The 14,648-nt window shown below is 36.7% G+C and carries 14 protein-coding genes; 5 read left to right on the forward strand and 9 right to left on the reverse strand.

The annotated features are described in order from the left end of the window. Position 1 precedes the first annotated feature (1 nt). From ACN6MT_RS00295 to ACN6MT_RS00325, 7 genes are all read right to left on the reverse strand, one after another. Positions 2–316 carry a Zn-ribbon domain-containing OB-fold protein gene (locus ACN6MT_RS00295; protein WP_419954336.1) on the reverse strand — a complete coding sequence of 105 codons (315 nt, stop codon included), beginning with the start codon at positions 314–316 and terminating at the stop codon, positions 2–4. After that, positions 313–1,452: a thiolase C-terminal domain-containing protein gene (locus ACN6MT_RS00300; RefSeq protein WP_419954337.1), complete on the reverse strand. Its 1,140-nt coding sequence runs from the start codon at positions 1,450–1,452 to the stop codon at positions 313–315. The genes ACN6MT_RS00295 and ACN6MT_RS00300 overlap by 4 nt, the downstream gene beginning before the upstream one ends. Further along, entirely contained in the window at positions 1,449–2,930 is a 1,482-nt protein-coding gene (locus tag ACN6MT_RS00305) for a class I adenylate-forming enzyme family protein (protein ID WP_419954338.1), read from the reverse strand. Before ACN6MT_RS00305 ends, ACN6MT_RS00300 begins: the two co-directional genes overlap by 4 nt. 122 nt (positions 2,931–3,052) lie before the next feature. After that, complete coding sequence (locus tag ACN6MT_RS00310; RefSeq protein WP_419954339.1) at positions 3,053–3,778, reverse strand: IclR family transcriptional regulator; 726 nt, start codon at positions 3,776–3,778, stop codon at positions 3,053–3,055. A gap of 159 nt (positions 3,779–3,937) precedes the next feature. Then, a complete protein-coding gene (locus tag ACN6MT_RS00315; RefSeq protein ID WP_419954340.1) occupies positions 3,938–5,224 on the reverse strand; it encodes a TRAP transporter large permease in 1,287 nt (428 codons plus the stop codon). Next, positions 5,221–5,700 carry a TRAP transporter small permease gene (locus ACN6MT_RS00320; RefSeq protein ID WP_419954341.1) on the reverse strand — a complete coding sequence of 160 codons (480 nt, stop codon included), beginning with the start codon at positions 5,698–5,700 and terminating at the stop codon, positions 5,221–5,223. Before ACN6MT_RS00320 ends, ACN6MT_RS00315 begins: the two co-directional genes overlap by 4 nt. 115 nt (positions 5,701–5,815) lie before the next feature. After that, a complete protein-coding gene (locus ACN6MT_RS00325) occupies positions 5,816–6,826 on the reverse strand; it encodes a DctP family TRAP transporter solute-binding subunit (RefSeq protein ID WP_419954342.1) in 1,011 nt (336 codons plus the stop codon). 318 nt (positions 6,827–7,144) lie between these two features. Between ACN6MT_RS00325 and ACN6MT_RS00330 the strand changes: the two genes are divergently transcribed. Next, positions 7,145–8,122 carry a bile acid:sodium symporter family protein gene (locus tag ACN6MT_RS00330; protein WP_419954343.1) on the forward strand — a complete coding sequence of 326 codons (978 nt, stop codon included), beginning with the start codon at positions 7,145–7,147 and terminating at the stop codon, positions 8,120–8,122. Positions 8,123–8,194: 72 nt separating this feature from the next. Here the strand turns inward: ACN6MT_RS00330 and ACN6MT_RS00335 are convergent, their stop codons facing one another. Beyond that, on the reverse strand, positions 8,195–8,941 hold the full coding sequence (locus tag ACN6MT_RS00335) for an SDR family NAD(P)-dependent oxidoreductase (RefSeq protein ID WP_419954344.1): 747 nt from the start codon (positions 8,939–8,941) through the stop codon (positions 8,195–8,197). A 3-nt stretch (positions 8,942–8,944) separates the two neighbouring features. Continuing rightward, a complete protein-coding gene (locus ACN6MT_RS00340; protein ID WP_419954345.1) occupies positions 8,945–9,445 on the reverse strand; it encodes a PCC domain-containing protein in 501 nt (166 codons plus the stop codon). A 224-nt stretch (positions 9,446–9,669) separates the two neighbouring features. Here ACN6MT_RS00340 and ACN6MT_RS00345 point away from each other — a divergent pair, with 224 nt between their 5' ends. The 4 genes from ACN6MT_RS00345 to ACN6MT_RS00360 all read left to right on the forward strand — a co-directional run bounded on the left by ACN6MT_RS00345 (position 9,670) and on the right by ACN6MT_RS00360 (position 14,605). Beyond that, positions 9,670–11,085: a sigma-54 interaction domain-containing protein gene (locus ACN6MT_RS00345; protein ID WP_419954346.1), complete on the forward strand. Its 1,416-nt coding sequence runs from the start codon at positions 9,670–9,672 to the stop codon at positions 11,083–11,085. Between the two features lie 275 nt (positions 11,086–11,360). After that, entirely contained in the window at positions 11,361–12,302 is a 942-nt protein-coding gene (locus ACN6MT_RS00350) for a thiamine pyrophosphate-dependent dehydrogenase E1 component subunit alpha (protein WP_419956354.1), read from the forward strand. Then, positions 12,299–13,294, forward strand: coding sequence for an alpha-ketoacid dehydrogenase subunit beta (locus ACN6MT_RS00355; protein WP_419954347.1), 996 nt, complete (start codon positions 12,299–12,301; stop codon positions 13,292–13,294). The genes ACN6MT_RS00350 and ACN6MT_RS00355 overlap by 4 nt, the downstream gene beginning before the upstream one ends. A 75-nt stretch (positions 13,295–13,369) precedes the next feature. Beyond that, positions 13,370–14,605, forward strand: coding sequence for a dihydrolipoamide acetyltransferase family protein (locus ACN6MT_RS00360; protein ID WP_419954348.1), 1,236 nt, complete (start codon positions 13,370–13,372; stop codon positions 14,603–14,605). Positions 14,606–14,648: the final 43 nt, after the last annotated feature.

Consider the following 14,648-nt stretch of genomic DNA (forward strand, 5'->3'; position numbering starts at 1 on the left):
TTCACTTTTTTGCAAAAACATAGGTATTATCTTCATTTGAAATACATGTAACTTCATCATTAATCTTTAATGATTCAGATGATCTTCCCGTCACTCGTAAGCCATTTGACAGTTCGATTAATGCAACTGTATATGGAGTTAAATGGGTGAATTCATGAGAAGAAATGTGAATTCTTGTAAATGAAAATACTTTTCCTTCCCCATTTACTTTCTTCAATTGAAACTCGATATTTTTACAGCTAGGACATACCCATTTCTTCTGAACGAACTGTTTTTCACATTGACAGCATTCATAGACCTGCACATTTGTCATCATTGATTCACCCCTTCGAAAATATGAACCGTAGAGTATGCACCTGTCCCACCAAGGTTTTGAGCTAAACCAATTCGTGCTCCATCCACTTGGTTACAGCTGGTCCCGCGAAGCTGGGATACAATTTGATAGATTTGTGCTAATCCAGTGGCACCGATTGGATGCCCTTTTGAAAGAAGACCTCCGCTTGTATTTACTGGTACCTTTCCGCCATGCTTCGTCAGTTCTTGTTGTATCGCTTCCCAGCCCTTCCCTTTCTCGAAGAGACCAAGCTCTTCAATAGCCATTATTTCCGTCATTGAGAAACAATCATGCAGCTCTACAACATCAATATCATTCGGACCTAAGCCAGCTATTTCATAAGCCTTTCTTGCAGACTCTCCAATTGCAGGCAAGCTTAATAGATCAGCACACTCCTGCATTTGTGTTGTACCAGAGGCTTGTGCAGATGCTCTTATAATGACCCCGTCTTCTCCTTTAGAAAGGACAATGGCGCAAGCTCCATCAGTAGTTGGCGAACAGTCAAATAGTCCCAAAGGCTCCGTGATCATCCTAGCAGACATAATTTCTTCCATTGTTGTTGGTTTTTTAAATTGCGAAATAGGATTGCTTAAGGCATATTCCCTATTCTTTAAAGCAACCAACGCTAAATGCTTTTTAGAAGCACCTGTTTCATAAAAATAACGATTAGCAACCGTTCCAAAGAATCCTGGGAAGGTTAGTCCAGCATGCTTTTCATTTGAATCATTATCCATTGCTGCATTGATTGCTCTTGTCGTAACTTCAGTTGATGAATCCTTCATTTTTTCTACTCCAGCTACTAACACATGTTCATACTCTCCACTCTTAATCATTGAATACGCTTGACGGAAAGCAATTCCTCCTGAAGCACAAGCACCCTCAACTTTTGCGGTTGGAACAGGACCCAAACCGAGATCATTCGCAACAAGCGCACCTAAAATCTCTTGACTTCCCAATTGTCCTGACATGAAGTTCCCAACATAAACAGCATCAATTCTAGGGAAGTTGGCTTCTTTTAATGCCTTCAGACTTGCATCCATCAATAAAGTCTTTAGTGAAACACCTTCGTGTTTTCCGAATGGAGTGATACCAATACCTGCAACTTTTACCTTATTCATTTAGCTGCACTCCCATCTAATTGCTTCATTTCGCGTTTTAGAATTTTCCCGTAACTGCTTTTAGGAAGTGTTTCTACAATGTGTATTTCTTTTGGTTTTTTAAAGCTAGCTAGATGATTTTTACAAAGCTCTAGTAACTCCTCAGGATCAACGGTTGCTCCTTCATTTAGGACACAGTAGGCAACAACGGCTTCATCCCATTTTTCACTAGGTTTGCCGATTACGCACGTTTCCTTAATACCATCATGCTTATTTAACACTTCTTCAATTTCACGCGGGTAAATGTTTAAGCCGCCGCTTATAATGACATCTTTCTTTCTATCAACAATATGTAAATAGCCATTTTTATCTATCCAGCCTAAATCACCTGTATGAAGCCAGCCATTTTTAAGTGTTTCATTTGTGGCTTTCTCATTTCTCCAGTAGCCTTTCATTACAAGTGGGCCTTTACAAATAATTTCGCCAATTTCCCCTTTTGGAACTTCAGATCCGTTGTCATCTACGATTTTCATTTCAACAAAAGGACCAACAGCACCACAAGACTCCAACCGATTAGCCAGCTCATGGCGCGGCATTACTGTAATCGTCATTGGAGCCTCTGTTTGACCATATGTTTCAATGAAGATTGGGCCAGCTTTTTCAATTGCCTGTTTCAATTTACTTGCGGCAATTAGAGAGCCCGCCATATTGATTGATTTGATATTCTTAAGCTTACTGGCATCAAAGTCTGGATTCTGAATCATTAAGTTAACCATTGTTGGAACCATGAAAATGAATGAAACCTTTTCTTTTTCAACATCATTTAAGAATTCTTCTGGATCGAATTTATCAAATATTACTTGTGTTAATCCAAACAGCCAAGACACATGAGATAAAAAGTTGCTGCCATGTGTTAACGGAGCAACATGCCCCACAACATCATCGGAAGTGATTTCACATACGAGTGCAAGTGATAGAACACTAGAAAGGATGTTTCTGTGGGTTAGCATGACTCCTTTTGGTTTACCGGTTGTACCAGATGTATACATAATCGCAAAAAGGTCATCTTCCCCCGTCAGGATTTCTGGTTCTATGGCTTCCTGAGAAGTTACCCATTCTTCATATTCTTTACCTATTTTAATTTTATGACTGGTGGTCTGAATAGGACTCAAATGCTCTTCTTCACCGATCAAGACCTTTGCTTCGACATCTCCCAAAATATACTCTACTTCTTTAGGATGAAGACGATAGTTTATAGGAACCTTTATGAATCCACCAATTGCTGCCGCCAAATCTAATTCCATATGTTCGACCCGGTTTGACATAATAATGCCGATACGGTCACCTTTCTCAAGCCCTGCTTGTTTTAGTGCCGTATATAATTGATATACACGTTTTTGTAGTTCACTATAGGAAAAATTCCTGTTCTTATCCTTCACTGCTATTTTTTCTGGATATCTTTTAAAAACATTTTTAGCTAAATGTGCAATCGTCTGCATTAGTCCGCCTCCCTTTGATCACCTAAATGAATTGTGGTATCACTTATATAAATTATTCTTAAAAACGGAGATAGCGTTTACATAAAAAAAGAAAAGAGTACTTTTCATTTCTTCATAAATCGTTATCCTTTTTCTGCATTTCCAAAAAGATTCGTTATTTTCTTCGTAAGATCAAAAGCTTTTGGAACAACTGATGTGATTTTATCCTCTGTAAAACGATAGGACACCCCAGCAATACTTAAGGATCCTATAATCTGGTTCATGTAATTATAGATGGGGAAAGCAACTCCTCGTAAATACTGTTGCCACTCCTCATTGTCTATGGCATAACCTTGATGTCTAATTATTGCTAATTCACTTTTTAATTTTTCTTTGCTTAAGATTGTGTTTTCTGTAATAGCCCTTAACTGCTGTCTTTCAAAGTATGCCTCTAACTCATCTTCGGTTAAATGGGCTAAGTAAAGTTTTCCACTTGCAGTGCAATATAATGGTGCACTTTCGCCTGGGTTCACTACTATTCTAAGTGTAGAGGGGCTTTCAATTTTCTCTAAATAATAAACTCTGTCATTAGAATATGATGAAATAAACGTGCTCTCATTTATCTCATTTGCTAAGTCTTTTAAATAGGGCTTAATAATTTCAATCAGATGAGACTGAAAAAAACCCTTCATTCCTAAGGAATGTACTTTTTGTGTGATTTGATAACAATCTTGCTCATTTTTTTGGATATATCCAAGATTCTCCAAAGTGGTCACAAAGCGATGTATCGTTGCTTTGTTACTGTCCATAGAATCAATAAGTTCTGCAAACTTCTTTGGTCTATCCGCTATGTCCTCGAGTAAACGCATTACTTTTTCGACAGTCTTGAGATTTTGATTTATGATTAATCACCCCTGATGATTACAATTTTCGATACCTAAGATTAATGCAAACGGCCATTTGGAAATGACCGTTGCTGCATTTCAAGAAACTATGTTTTTAATTTGCTTATCACTTCTCATTTACTGCTACCGCATGTTCAGTACTTCTGGCAGCCACAAGCTAATCGCTGGAATATATGTAACTAGTAATAGTACGACGATTGCTACTAGAACAAATGGAATTACACCAATGGATATTTCTTTTAATGAAAGCCCCGTCAACCCGCAAGCAACATATAGATCCAAACCAACTGGCGGTGTTACTAGACCAATCGCTAGATTCATCGTCATCAAAATACCAAAATGAACGGGATCAATCCCCATACTGATGACAATCGGCATAAAGATTGGTAAGAAAATATAGAAAGCTGAAATCGCGTCTACAAACATACCTGCAATCAAAAGAATAATCGTAATCATTAAAAGAAGAGTAATCTTGTCAGAGGCAATGCTCATTAATCCATTTGCTAGCTCCTCTGCAATTCCCTCTACAGTAATTAACCAAGCAAATGCAGATGCAGATGCAACAATAAGCATGATCATTGCAGTGGTCTTTGCAGATTCAAGTAATATGCTAGGAAGATCTTTTATCTTTATCTCTTTATAGATAAATAACCCTACAAATAATCCATAAAACACAGCAACGACAGCTGATTCAGTCGGAGTAAAAAGACCAGAATAAATTCCACCAAGAATAATGACAGGTACTAATAACCCCCACAACGCCTCTTTAAAAGCAACCCATATTTCTTGCTTGCTTGCTTTCGGTAAAGTTGGAATCTTCTCTTTCTTAGAGATAAAATAACTTGTAATTGCTAAAACTACTGCCATTAAAATACCTGGGATGATACCCGCTATAAACAATTCACCTATTGATACTTCTGCGACAACACCGTAGACAATATAGGCTATACTTGGTGGAATAATAATTCCAATTCCGCCAGCTGTCGCAAGTAAACCACCTGACATATCCTTTCGATAACCGGCTTTGACCATAGCTGGGATGATAATTGAACCAACTGCAGCCATAGTGGCAGGCCCTGAACCCGAGATTGCAGCAAAAAAAGTTGCTGCGATAACAGAAACGATAGCCAGTCCACCCGTATAATGCCCTGTAAGCGTTTGAGCAAGATGAATCAATCTTCTAGATATACCTGCTTTTTCTAGAATAAGACCCGCTAAGAAGAAGAAGGGAATGGCTAAAAGTGTAAATTTGGTAAAAGATGAAAATATTGTTGATGGTAATGATTGGATAGGAAGATCGAAGAAAAGCAATGTCAAAGCTGTCGATAATCCTAAAGAGATCGCAATCGGCAGGTTTAAAAAAAGAAAAAGAAAAAAGAGACCCAATAAAACAATTGCTGTTAAACTCATTTTGTCATCCCCTCGCCATTATTGCTTTTCATGATGATTATATACCCTTCCCAAAATCGATAGAGACATAATAAAGCACCAAGAGGGACAGATACTCCCATGATCCACTCTGGCAGTCCCATAGCTGGTGTCGTTTGTTTAAACTCATACTGCTGCATCACCATTTCTATTCCATACCATAATAGAACCGCAAAAAATACAGTCGTTAAGCAACCTACAATGAACGTCACAATATTTTGGATTTTCTTCGGGAGTAAATCTGTAATTAAAGCAAAGCCTAAATGCCCATTTTCTCTTGCGAGCAAGGCAGCACCGATAAAAATAATAAAAGCAAAGAGATTTGTTGTTAACTCTTCCGTGAACGAAAACGAGGCTTTAAGTAAATATCTAGAAATAACATTTGCGAACGTAATCGTACTGATAAATGCCATTAGAATGATAAGGATCCATTCCTCTAACTTCACTAATTTCCGCAATGACTCTCCTCCTATTCTGATGTGAAAATAATATCTAGTAAATTCGATCTTTTTCTCTTTGAATATGAGATTAAAGAACTTTGGTAAAAGGGAAGTTTCCCTTTTACCAAATTCATTAGTTTCTAAATTTATCTAGTAAGTCTTTACCAACAATTTCTTCATATTTCTTAATAGTAGGTTCTACTTTTACTTGGAAATCTTCAATTTGCTTTGGAGTCAACTCGGTAATTTCCATTCCTAGCTTTTCTAGTTCCGCAAGAATTTTATCATTTTCTTTTCTATTTAATTCAATTTGATATTTTGCAGCGTCTTGAGCCGTTTCTGTAAGGATTTTTCGTGTTTCTTCATCTAAACCGTCGTAAAGTTTTTTATTCATTCCAAAAACAAGTGGATCATACATGTAATTCCAAATAGTTAAATGCTTTTGAACTTCATTCAATTTTGCATTCAAAATGATTGGAAGTGGATTTTCTTGTCCATCAATTACGCCCTGTTGCAGTGAAGTGAACACTTCAGAAAAATTCATAACCGTTGGATCCCCGCCAAATCCTTTATATGTATCTAACATCATTTCCATAGCTGGAGTTCTAACTTTTAATCCTTCTAAATCTTTAGGAGTTTTGATTGCATGCTTGCTATTTGTAATTTGACGGTAACCACTTTCACCATAAGCCAGTGGTTCAATACCTTTTGTTCGAATTAAGTCCATTAATTCCTTTCCACCTTCACCATCCATAGCAGCTTGTGCCTTCTCATAAGTTGGTAGTAACCATGGTAGAGATGGTGTCGCAAACTTTTTATCAAGTACGTTGTAAATAATCATTGAATGAATGGAAATATCAGTAGAACCATTTTGAACAGCTTCTAATCCTTTCGGAGAGTTACCATTTGAAAGTGATTCATTAGCATAAAGCTTTAATTCAATACGGCCATCTGTTTTTTCTTGAAGATCTTCATTCCATTTCTTTACCGCTTTCGCCCAAGTATCCTGTTCAGATGTAGTTACACTTACCTTTAACTGCATTTTTTTCTGACCTGAGTCCTTTGACCCACTTGTTTCATTGCTACATCCAACAATGAATGCGATTAAAAACAGGATAAAACCAATGCCTAAAATTTTCTTCATACTCCATCCCCCTAATGAATGCGTTTCCATTTTGCAGCAGTTAAAAATTTAAGCGAGTTGTACCACCGCTACTTTAAAAGACTTTATTATTGTAACAAGTCTTCTCACAAAACTATTAAACTTGAATCAATAAACATAACATATGATTCGTAAACCTGCCCCCCTTTCTTTGTTTCAAAAAATGAAACCAAAGTTTCGTTTTCATTATAATTTTAATTTTTAGAAATTGTCAATAGTTTTTGAAAATTTCAAATTGTTTTATTGACTAATCTATCATCGTTAATTAATATTCATATAAAAGTAGATATGTAGAGAGGGATGGAATTGTTGACGTTTTTAAGTAATACTCTATCAAACAAACTACCGTTGTTAATTCTTTTAACGGCGGTCATAACCTATATTTCTCCAATTCATATAAAGATGGCAACTTGGCTTCCAAGCTTACTATTAGGCATTGTCATCTTTTTCACTGGAGTTTCTATGAATATAGCGGCCATTAAAGATATTCGAACAAAAAAAAGAGAACTTTTCTTTACTGCTTTATTAAAATGGACAATTACTGTCATCGTATCAATTGTTTTAGCTTATTTGTTTTTTACATCTCATCCAGAAATTATGGCGGGTATCATATTATCGGGGACGGTTCCAAGTGCTACTGCGGCTACATTGTATACGTTTTTAGCTGGGGGTAATACTTCTCTTGTGATTGCAAGCTCTTTAATTGATATCGCTATCAGTCCGTTTGTTACTCCACTATCTATGCTAGGAATATCAGAAAATAAAGTATCAATTTCATTTTTTAGCTTGCTTCAATCATTTATGATGATTGTGGTTATTCCGCTAGCAGCAGGAATTTCTATTCAACGATTATATCCAAAATCTGCGAACTATTCTAAGAGCATTACGAAGCTAGGTTCTTCACTCTCACTTCTGCTTATTATTCACACGTTAGTAGGAAATGGGAAAGAAGTGATCGCACGTGAAATTAACATGATTCCACTTATTTTTTTTGCTAGTTTCATACAAGTTGTTTTTCCAATGATAGCTGGATATTTTATCGCAAAAAGATTATCCATTAATGAATCCGACGCCAGAGGAGTTTTATTTCAGGTCGGGCTTTGCAATACAGCATTAGCTGCAATCCTTGCCTTCGAATTTATCGGTGAACTTGCTGCAATTGCTCCAATCATAAATATGATCATAAATCTTTCTGTCGGCGCATGGATATCCAATTATTTCGCTAAAAAACCTATTCCAGCAAACGTAGCGGATTCCAAATTTACAATGAACGGCTAATTTAATAAACCGTATTACAAAAAAAAAGAATCCTTTCGCAAGGATTCTTTTTTGTAATGAAAAATACTCTCTTTAGTCCATCATGATTCCGCCATCAACATCCATGATTTCACCACTAATATAGTCTGAATCGCTTGATGCCAAGAAGCAAACCGCTTTTGCAATATCAGCGGGACTCCCTGGTCTCTTAAGCGGAATCGAGTTAACTAAGTTTACCCTTTGCTCCTGGCTGATGTCTTTAACCATCTCTGTTTCAGTAAATCCAGGTGTCACAGCATTAACATTAATGCCAAACACTCCCGCTTCACGTGCAACTGCTTTAGTAAATGCTATTACTCCGCCTTTTGATGCTGAATAAGCAGATTTTCCAAACAAACCTCCTCCTCTTTTTCCTGCTACAGAGGCTATATTAATGATCTTCCCGCTCTTTTGATTCACCATATAAGGATATACGGCTTTTGTGCATATGAAAACTCCCTTTAAATTGATATCCATGATTCGATCCCATTCCTGCACGGTTGTTTCAGGAAGTGTTTTCGTAGAAGCGAGTCCAGCATTATTAACCAGAATGTCAATCCTACTAAATTGTTTTATGCATTCTTTAACCATTTCCTCTACTTCAGTTTCATTACTTACATCAGCTTTAACAGCAATCGCTTTCCTGCCAAGTTCCTTTATTTCCTCAACCGTTTTTACCGCATTGTCCATGTTCAGGTCATTTATAACGATATCAGTTCCCCTGTTCGCCAGCATTAGAGCAATCGCTTTTCCTATCCCTCTTCCAGATCCAGTTACCAACGCTACTTTCCCTGTTAACATACTCTATATCTCCTCTTTATTGTTTTTTATATCAGTAAATTGAATGGTTCTAAACCCAAGATTCGGATTAAACCTTCGAATTGCTCCTACGCTTTTTCCAACTTGAATCATGAACTCAATTGTGATTAAGGTTGGATTTTCATTAGGCAATGTATGTCCGCCAAAAATAGTTCCCATTTCATTTACGTACATGGCATGCATATGTAAATCGATTTCTCCTTGCTCGTTTTGACAAAAGAAACCGGTTCCATTTAATATTTCAAATATCCCTTTAATTAATTTGGGTTCACTATAATGAGGTGTACCATCTTCATTCTTAAATGGCGTTACAAATCCCGCTTGAGAAACAGAACCAATACAAGTAACCATCCCCGTAGAAAAATCATACTTTCCAAATTCTTCCTTTAGTCCGTCCATTAAATCAGTACCCTTTGCCAGAGCACCCATAATCACTCCGTTTTCCTCATCGTATATAGAATGAGTTTCACTATTATTGGTTATCATTAATTAAAATCTCTCCCCTCTATTAAATGTTTTTGTTTTTTCTGATTATTCATTAAACTAAAAATATCTTACTAAAAAATACACTATTTTGCATATAAGATTTATCCTAAATTATTTATAATAGTGTTAAAATAATAAATATTGCATTATTTCATTGGCGTTTTTGCTATAATAATAGCAAAAATGCCATATTTTTTTACAAATATTAGAAATGGAGGGTTTAGATGGAACATCTTGAGAATTTTTTAATAAATAAACCAGAATTTTTATTACGAAAACTCATTGGCAGTTCTTTTGATGGTGTTACCATTACCAATTCAAAAGGACAAACCATTTGGTATAACCAATCCTTTTTACAAATGTCAGGCTTACTGCCCTCTCAGTTAGATAACTATACAGCCTCAGAATTAGTTAAAAATGGCTGGATGGAAGATTCCGCGTCCATTGAAGCAATATCAAAGGGAGTAACCACTACAAAGTCAGTTAAATACTCCACTGGAGTAGAAGCTTTAGTATCCGCGACACCTATTTTTGATGACGAAGGAAAACTTATTTACACCTTTCAAAATATTAGAGATATAACAGAACTTAATAAATTAAAAAATCAGTTGGATGAAACATATGCCCTTTCCGAATCTTATCGACAAACCCTGCAGGAAGTTCAACTATCAAAGGTAAATGGCAATCAAGTAGTCTATCAAAGTGCATTAATGGAGAAAATTGTTATCCTTGCTCACAAATTTTCAAAAGTGAACACCTCTATTTTAATCTTAGGAGAATCAGGTGTCGGTAAAGATGTATTAGCTAATTACATCCATTCCATTGATACCCGAACCAATAAAGGGCCTTTCGTAAAAATCAACTGTGGAGCCATTCCTGAGCAGTTATTGGAATCGGAGCTTTTCGGATATGAAGCGGGTGCATTTTCCGGTGCTAACCGAAGCGGGAAAGCAGGGTTATTTGAAGTAGCCAATGGAGGGACTATTTTTTTAGATGAAATTGGTGAAATGCCCCTTTCTCTCCAGGTAAAATTACTTGGGGTATTGCAGGATATGAAAATCCAGAGAGTTGGGGGAACGAAAGAAATCCCAATAGATATTAGAGTGATTGCTGCAACAAATGCAGATTTAGAAAAAATGATTAAAGAAAAACAATTTAGACAGGACCTTTACTTTAGATTAAATGTACTGTCCATTTCAATACCTCCACTTCGAGAAAGACCCGATGATATCATTGTCCTTATTGAACATTTTCAAAAACTTTTCAATGAAAAACACCGGATAAATAAATCTTTCTCGCCAAATACAATTCAATTATTTCTCTCCTATGATTGGCCTGGAAACATTCGAGAATTAAAGAATCTAGTCGAACGACTCATGATTATATCTGATGGAAACCTTGTTAATGAGACGTTTCTTCAAGCTAATATTCATACTAAAAATAGTAATACTGATGATAATCTAATTGAAGATCCGATAGACGAAACTCCTGACCTTCAGCTTAAAGACATAATGGATGAATATGAAAAAAAAGTTCTATCTTTCTATCTATCAAAGTATAAGCCTATGAAGCGTTGTGCTGATGTTTTAGGAATTGACCTGACTACCTTAGCCCGTAAGAAAAAAAAGCTTGGGTTGTGATTTACTCATCTTACAAATAAAAGCCAAAACACATGTCAAAAGTGTTTTGGCTTTTTCTTTTGAATTTTAAAGAATAGAATAATTATTTCACTATTTAAAATCTTGGCACGATACTTGCATTGTATTTTAGCAAGATTAAAAAAGCATTTTCAATAAATCGAAAGCGCTTACTAAGTAAATATCAGAGAGGTGTGGAGAAATTGGTTAACGTACTAAGCACAATTGAAACAGAAAATAAATATTCAAAAGAATTTCTAGTTAAGTTGTATGAAGAAATGGTGAGGATTAGGACGTTTGAAACAAAAGCTGGAGAATGCTTTAACAAGGGTGAGTTAGCAGGAAATATCCATCTTTGTATTGGTCAAGAAGCAACTGCAGTCGGTGCAAACTATGCCCTTGAAAAAAGAGATTTTATTACAAGTACCCACCGAGGGCACGGCCATTGTATTGGAAAAGGTGCAAAAACAGATAGAACGATGGCTGAATTATTTGGGAAAGCAACAGGCTATTGTCAAGGAAAAGGCGGTTCTATGCATATTGTGGATGTTAACCTAGGTATTCTCGGTGCTAACGGTATTGTTGGTGCAGGTATCCCAATAGCTACAGGGTCTGCCTTAGCTTCAAAAATTAAGGGGCAAGATGAAGTAACACTTTGCTTTTTCGGTGATTCTGGTGCGAATACTGGTGCTTTTCATGAATCCATTAATATGGCCGCAACATGGAAATTACCTGTTGTTTACTTAATCGAAAATAATGGCCTTGGAGTTTCGGTTGACATCAAATCTGTAACAAACACACCTAATCTTTCTGTAAGAGCTGTAGCTTATGATATTCCTGGTAAAACAGTTGATGGAAATAATGTATTGGCCGTATATGAAGCTGTCAAGGAAGCTGTCGATTACGCAAGAGCAGGCAACGGACCATCCATCGTAGAGTGTGAAACGTTCAGACATGAAGGACATTATTGTGGTGATCCTTCAAGCTATCGTCCAAAAGAATATATAGAAGAAGCCTATAAAAAAGATGCGATTAAGAGATTTAAAGAATACTTGCTTGAAAACGATGTGACCGAAGCAGAATTAGTAGAAATCGATGCAGCGATGAAAAAGGAAATTGATGAGGCATATGAATTTGCCGTTAATTCCCCATATCCTGATCTCAGTGAAGTAACAACTGATGTATATTCTCAAGATAATGAAAGGAGTGTTGCACGATGAGTAAAAAAATAAGCGTAAGTGCTGCAATCAGAGAAGGCATGCATGAAGAAATGGTAAGGGATGAAAATGTCATTATGGTGGGCGAAGATTTAGGAAAAATGGGCAGCCCATTTGCTTTGACTTTAGGATTTTTAGATGAATTCGGTTCTGATAGAGTGATAGAAACACCTATTTCAGAGCTAGGATTTACTGGAATGGCAGTAGGTGCAGCTATGAGAGGAATCAGGCCCGTTGTTGAACTAATGTACAATGATTTCATTAGTGTTAGTTTAGACCCTGTTATGAACCAAGCTGCAAAATTAAGATATATGACTGGCGGACAACTTACAATGCCAATGGTTATTCGGGCACCTATGGGAGCAGGACGAAGAAATGCCGGACAACACTCACAATGTTTAGAAGCGCTGTTTGCCCATATTCCTGGTTTAAAAGTGGTTTGTCCATCCACTGCAAAAGATGCAAAAGGTTTAATTAAAGCAGCTATCAGGGATAACGACCCTGTCGTATTCTTAGAGCATAAGCTCCTTTATGCAAAGAAAGAAGAAGTTCCTGAAGGTGAATATATAATCCCTCTAGGTGAAGCGGATGTAAAAAGAGAAGGTAAAGATATAACCATCATTACATGGAGCAGACAGGTTTATTTTGCCTTAGATGCGGCTAAGGAATTAGCAAAATCAGGTATTGATGCAGAAGTATTAGATCTCCGTACACTCGTTCCGCTTGATTGGGAAGCGATTAAGAAATCGGTCTTAAAAACACATAATGTAGTCGTGGTTGAGGAAGGCGTTAAAAGAGGCGGTTTTGGCGGTGAAATTAGCGCACAAATTATGGAGGAACTATTTGATGAACTAGATTCACCTGTTGAAAGGGTTGCGGGACTTAATATCGTATCACCTTTCAGCCCGCCGCTCGAGGATGCAAATTTCCCACAAGTGGATGATATCGTCAGTGCCGTAAAAAGAGTGCTAAATAAAGCAGTTAGTTTAGCGTAATTTAAAACGTATATTTACGGTGGATTAAGAGAATTAAACGATAAGTTTATGAAAATAGGTTGGAGGGTAATAGTTATGGCTGTAGAAATTAGAATGCCACAGTTAGGTCTTACGATGGAAGAAGGAACCGTAGACCAATGGTTAAAGCAAGAGGGTGACGTAGTAAAAGTTGGGGACCCGATTGCACAGATCCAAACAGATAAATTGACAAGTGAACTAGAGAGTGACGTAGAAGGAGTCTTATTGAAAATAGTAGCACAAGAAGGCGAAGATATTCCTGTTAAAGGTCTATTAGCCTATATTGGAGAAGCAGGCGAATCAGTAGGTATAGTAGATGAAGTAGCTGTGGCTGTAGAAGAATTACTGCCTATGGATGTGGAAGTAAAAGTAGAAGAAACGGCTGAACCTTTACCTATAGAGATAGGAGGAAGAATAAAAATCTCTCCTCTTGCAAAGAAAACAGCTAAAAAAATGGGCGTAGATTATACAACTCTCAAAGGATCCGGTACAGGAGGAAGAATTATCCAACAGGATATCCTTAAAAAGGCAGAAGAGCCAAAAGTTGAAGCTCCTGGACAAGTTAGCCCAGCACCTGCAGCTCTAAAACACGAAAATATTGAATTAATGGATGGAGATACAGTTGTTAAACTTTCCGGAATGAGAAAAACAATTGCGGAAAGAATGTACAAATCCCACAATGAAATTCCTGTTGTGACTCAAGATGTCAAAATTGACGTTACAAAGTTAATGGAGTTTAGGAAGCAACTTAATGCAAACAGAGATACAAAATTATCAGTAAATGATTTTATGTTAAAAGCTGTAGCGAAAGCATTGAAAAACAATAAAAATATTTTAGTAAGCCTTGATGGAGACAAGATTATCAAACGTGCCCATGTTAATCTTGGAATGGCTGTCTCAATGGACGAAGGCCTTATTGTACCTGTTATCAAGGATGCAGACAAAATGGGTATCGAAGAATTATCCGCAGCAGCAAAAGATTTGGCTGTAAGAGCAAGAGAAGGAAAACTAAATATAGATGAATATAAAGGCTCTACCTTTACCATCTCTAATTTAGGTATGTATGGCGTTGAATCATTCACACCAATCATTAATCAACCTGACGCGGCGATACTTGGAGTAAATACCATTCAAAGTGAACTGGATATGGACGATGAAGGAAAAGTATTTAAGAAACAAGTTATGAAAATATCTTTGACATTCGACCACCGACTTTTGGACGGATCAGCAGCTGCTTTATTCCAACTAGATATCAAAAAATTACTTGAAGAACCTATTAATATACTTCTCTAATTCTTAAAAGAAAATCTACGCGAGATTGTTTTCACACAAGGGG

Source organism: Neobacillus niacini (genome assembly GCF_048572935.1).
In the GTDB taxonomy this organism is placed as follows: domain Bacteria; phylum Bacillota; class Bacilli; order Bacillales; family Cytobacillaceae; genus Neobacillus; species Neobacillus niacini.

Excerpts from the sequence above, each read along its gene's own strand:
- ACN6MT_RS00310 (WP_419954339.1), bottom strand. The coding sequence starts at position 3,778 with ATGCGTTTACTCGAGGACATAGCGGATAGACCAAAGAAGTTTGCAGAA.
- ACN6MT_RS00305 (WP_419954338.1), bottom strand. The coding sequence starts at position 2,930 with ATGCAGACGATTGCACATTTAGCTAAAAATGTTTTTAAAAGATATCCA.
- ACN6MT_RS00315 (WP_419954340.1), bottom strand. The coding sequence starts at position 5,224 with ATGAGTTTAACAGCAATTGTTTTATTGGGTCTCTTTTTTCTTTTTCTT.
- ACN6MT_RS00340 (WP_419954345.1), bottom strand. The coding sequence starts at position 9,445 with ATGATAACCAATAATAGTGAAACTCATTCTATATACGATGAGGAAAAC.
- ACN6MT_RS00325 (WP_419954342.1), bottom strand. The coding sequence starts at position 6,826 with ATGAAGAAAATTTTAGGCATTGGTTTTATCCTGTTTTTAATCGCATTC.
- ACN6MT_RS00330 (WP_419954343.1), top strand. The coding sequence starts at position 7,145 with ATGGAATTGTTGACGTTTTTAAGTAATACTCTATCAAACAAACTACCG.
- ACN6MT_RS00335 (WP_419954344.1), bottom strand. The coding sequence starts at position 8,941 with ATGTTAACAGGGAAAGTAGCGTTGGTAACTGGATCTGGAAGAGGGATA.
- ACN6MT_RS00300 (WP_419954337.1), bottom strand. The coding sequence starts at position 1,452 with ATGAATAAGGTAAAAGTTGCAGGTATTGGTATCACTCCATTCGGAAAA.
- ACN6MT_RS00350 (WP_419956354.1), top strand. The coding sequence starts at position 11,361 with ATGGTGAGGATTAGGACGTTTGAAACAAAAGCTGGAGAATGCTTTAAC.
- ACN6MT_RS00345 (WP_419954346.1), top strand. The coding sequence starts at position 9,670 with ATGGAACATCTTGAGAATTTTTTAATAAATAAACCAGAATTTTTATTA.
- ACN6MT_RS00295 (WP_419954336.1), bottom strand. The coding sequence starts at position 316 with ATGATGACAAATGTGCAGGTCTATGAATGCTGTCAATGTGAAAAACAG.
- ACN6MT_RS00360 (WP_419954348.1), top strand. The coding sequence starts at position 13,370 with ATGGCTGTAGAAATTAGAATGCCACAGTTAGGTCTTACGATGGAAGAA.
- ACN6MT_RS00355 (WP_419954347.1), top strand. The coding sequence starts at position 12,299 with ATGAGTAAAAAAATAAGCGTAAGTGCTGCAATCAGAGAAGGCATGCAT.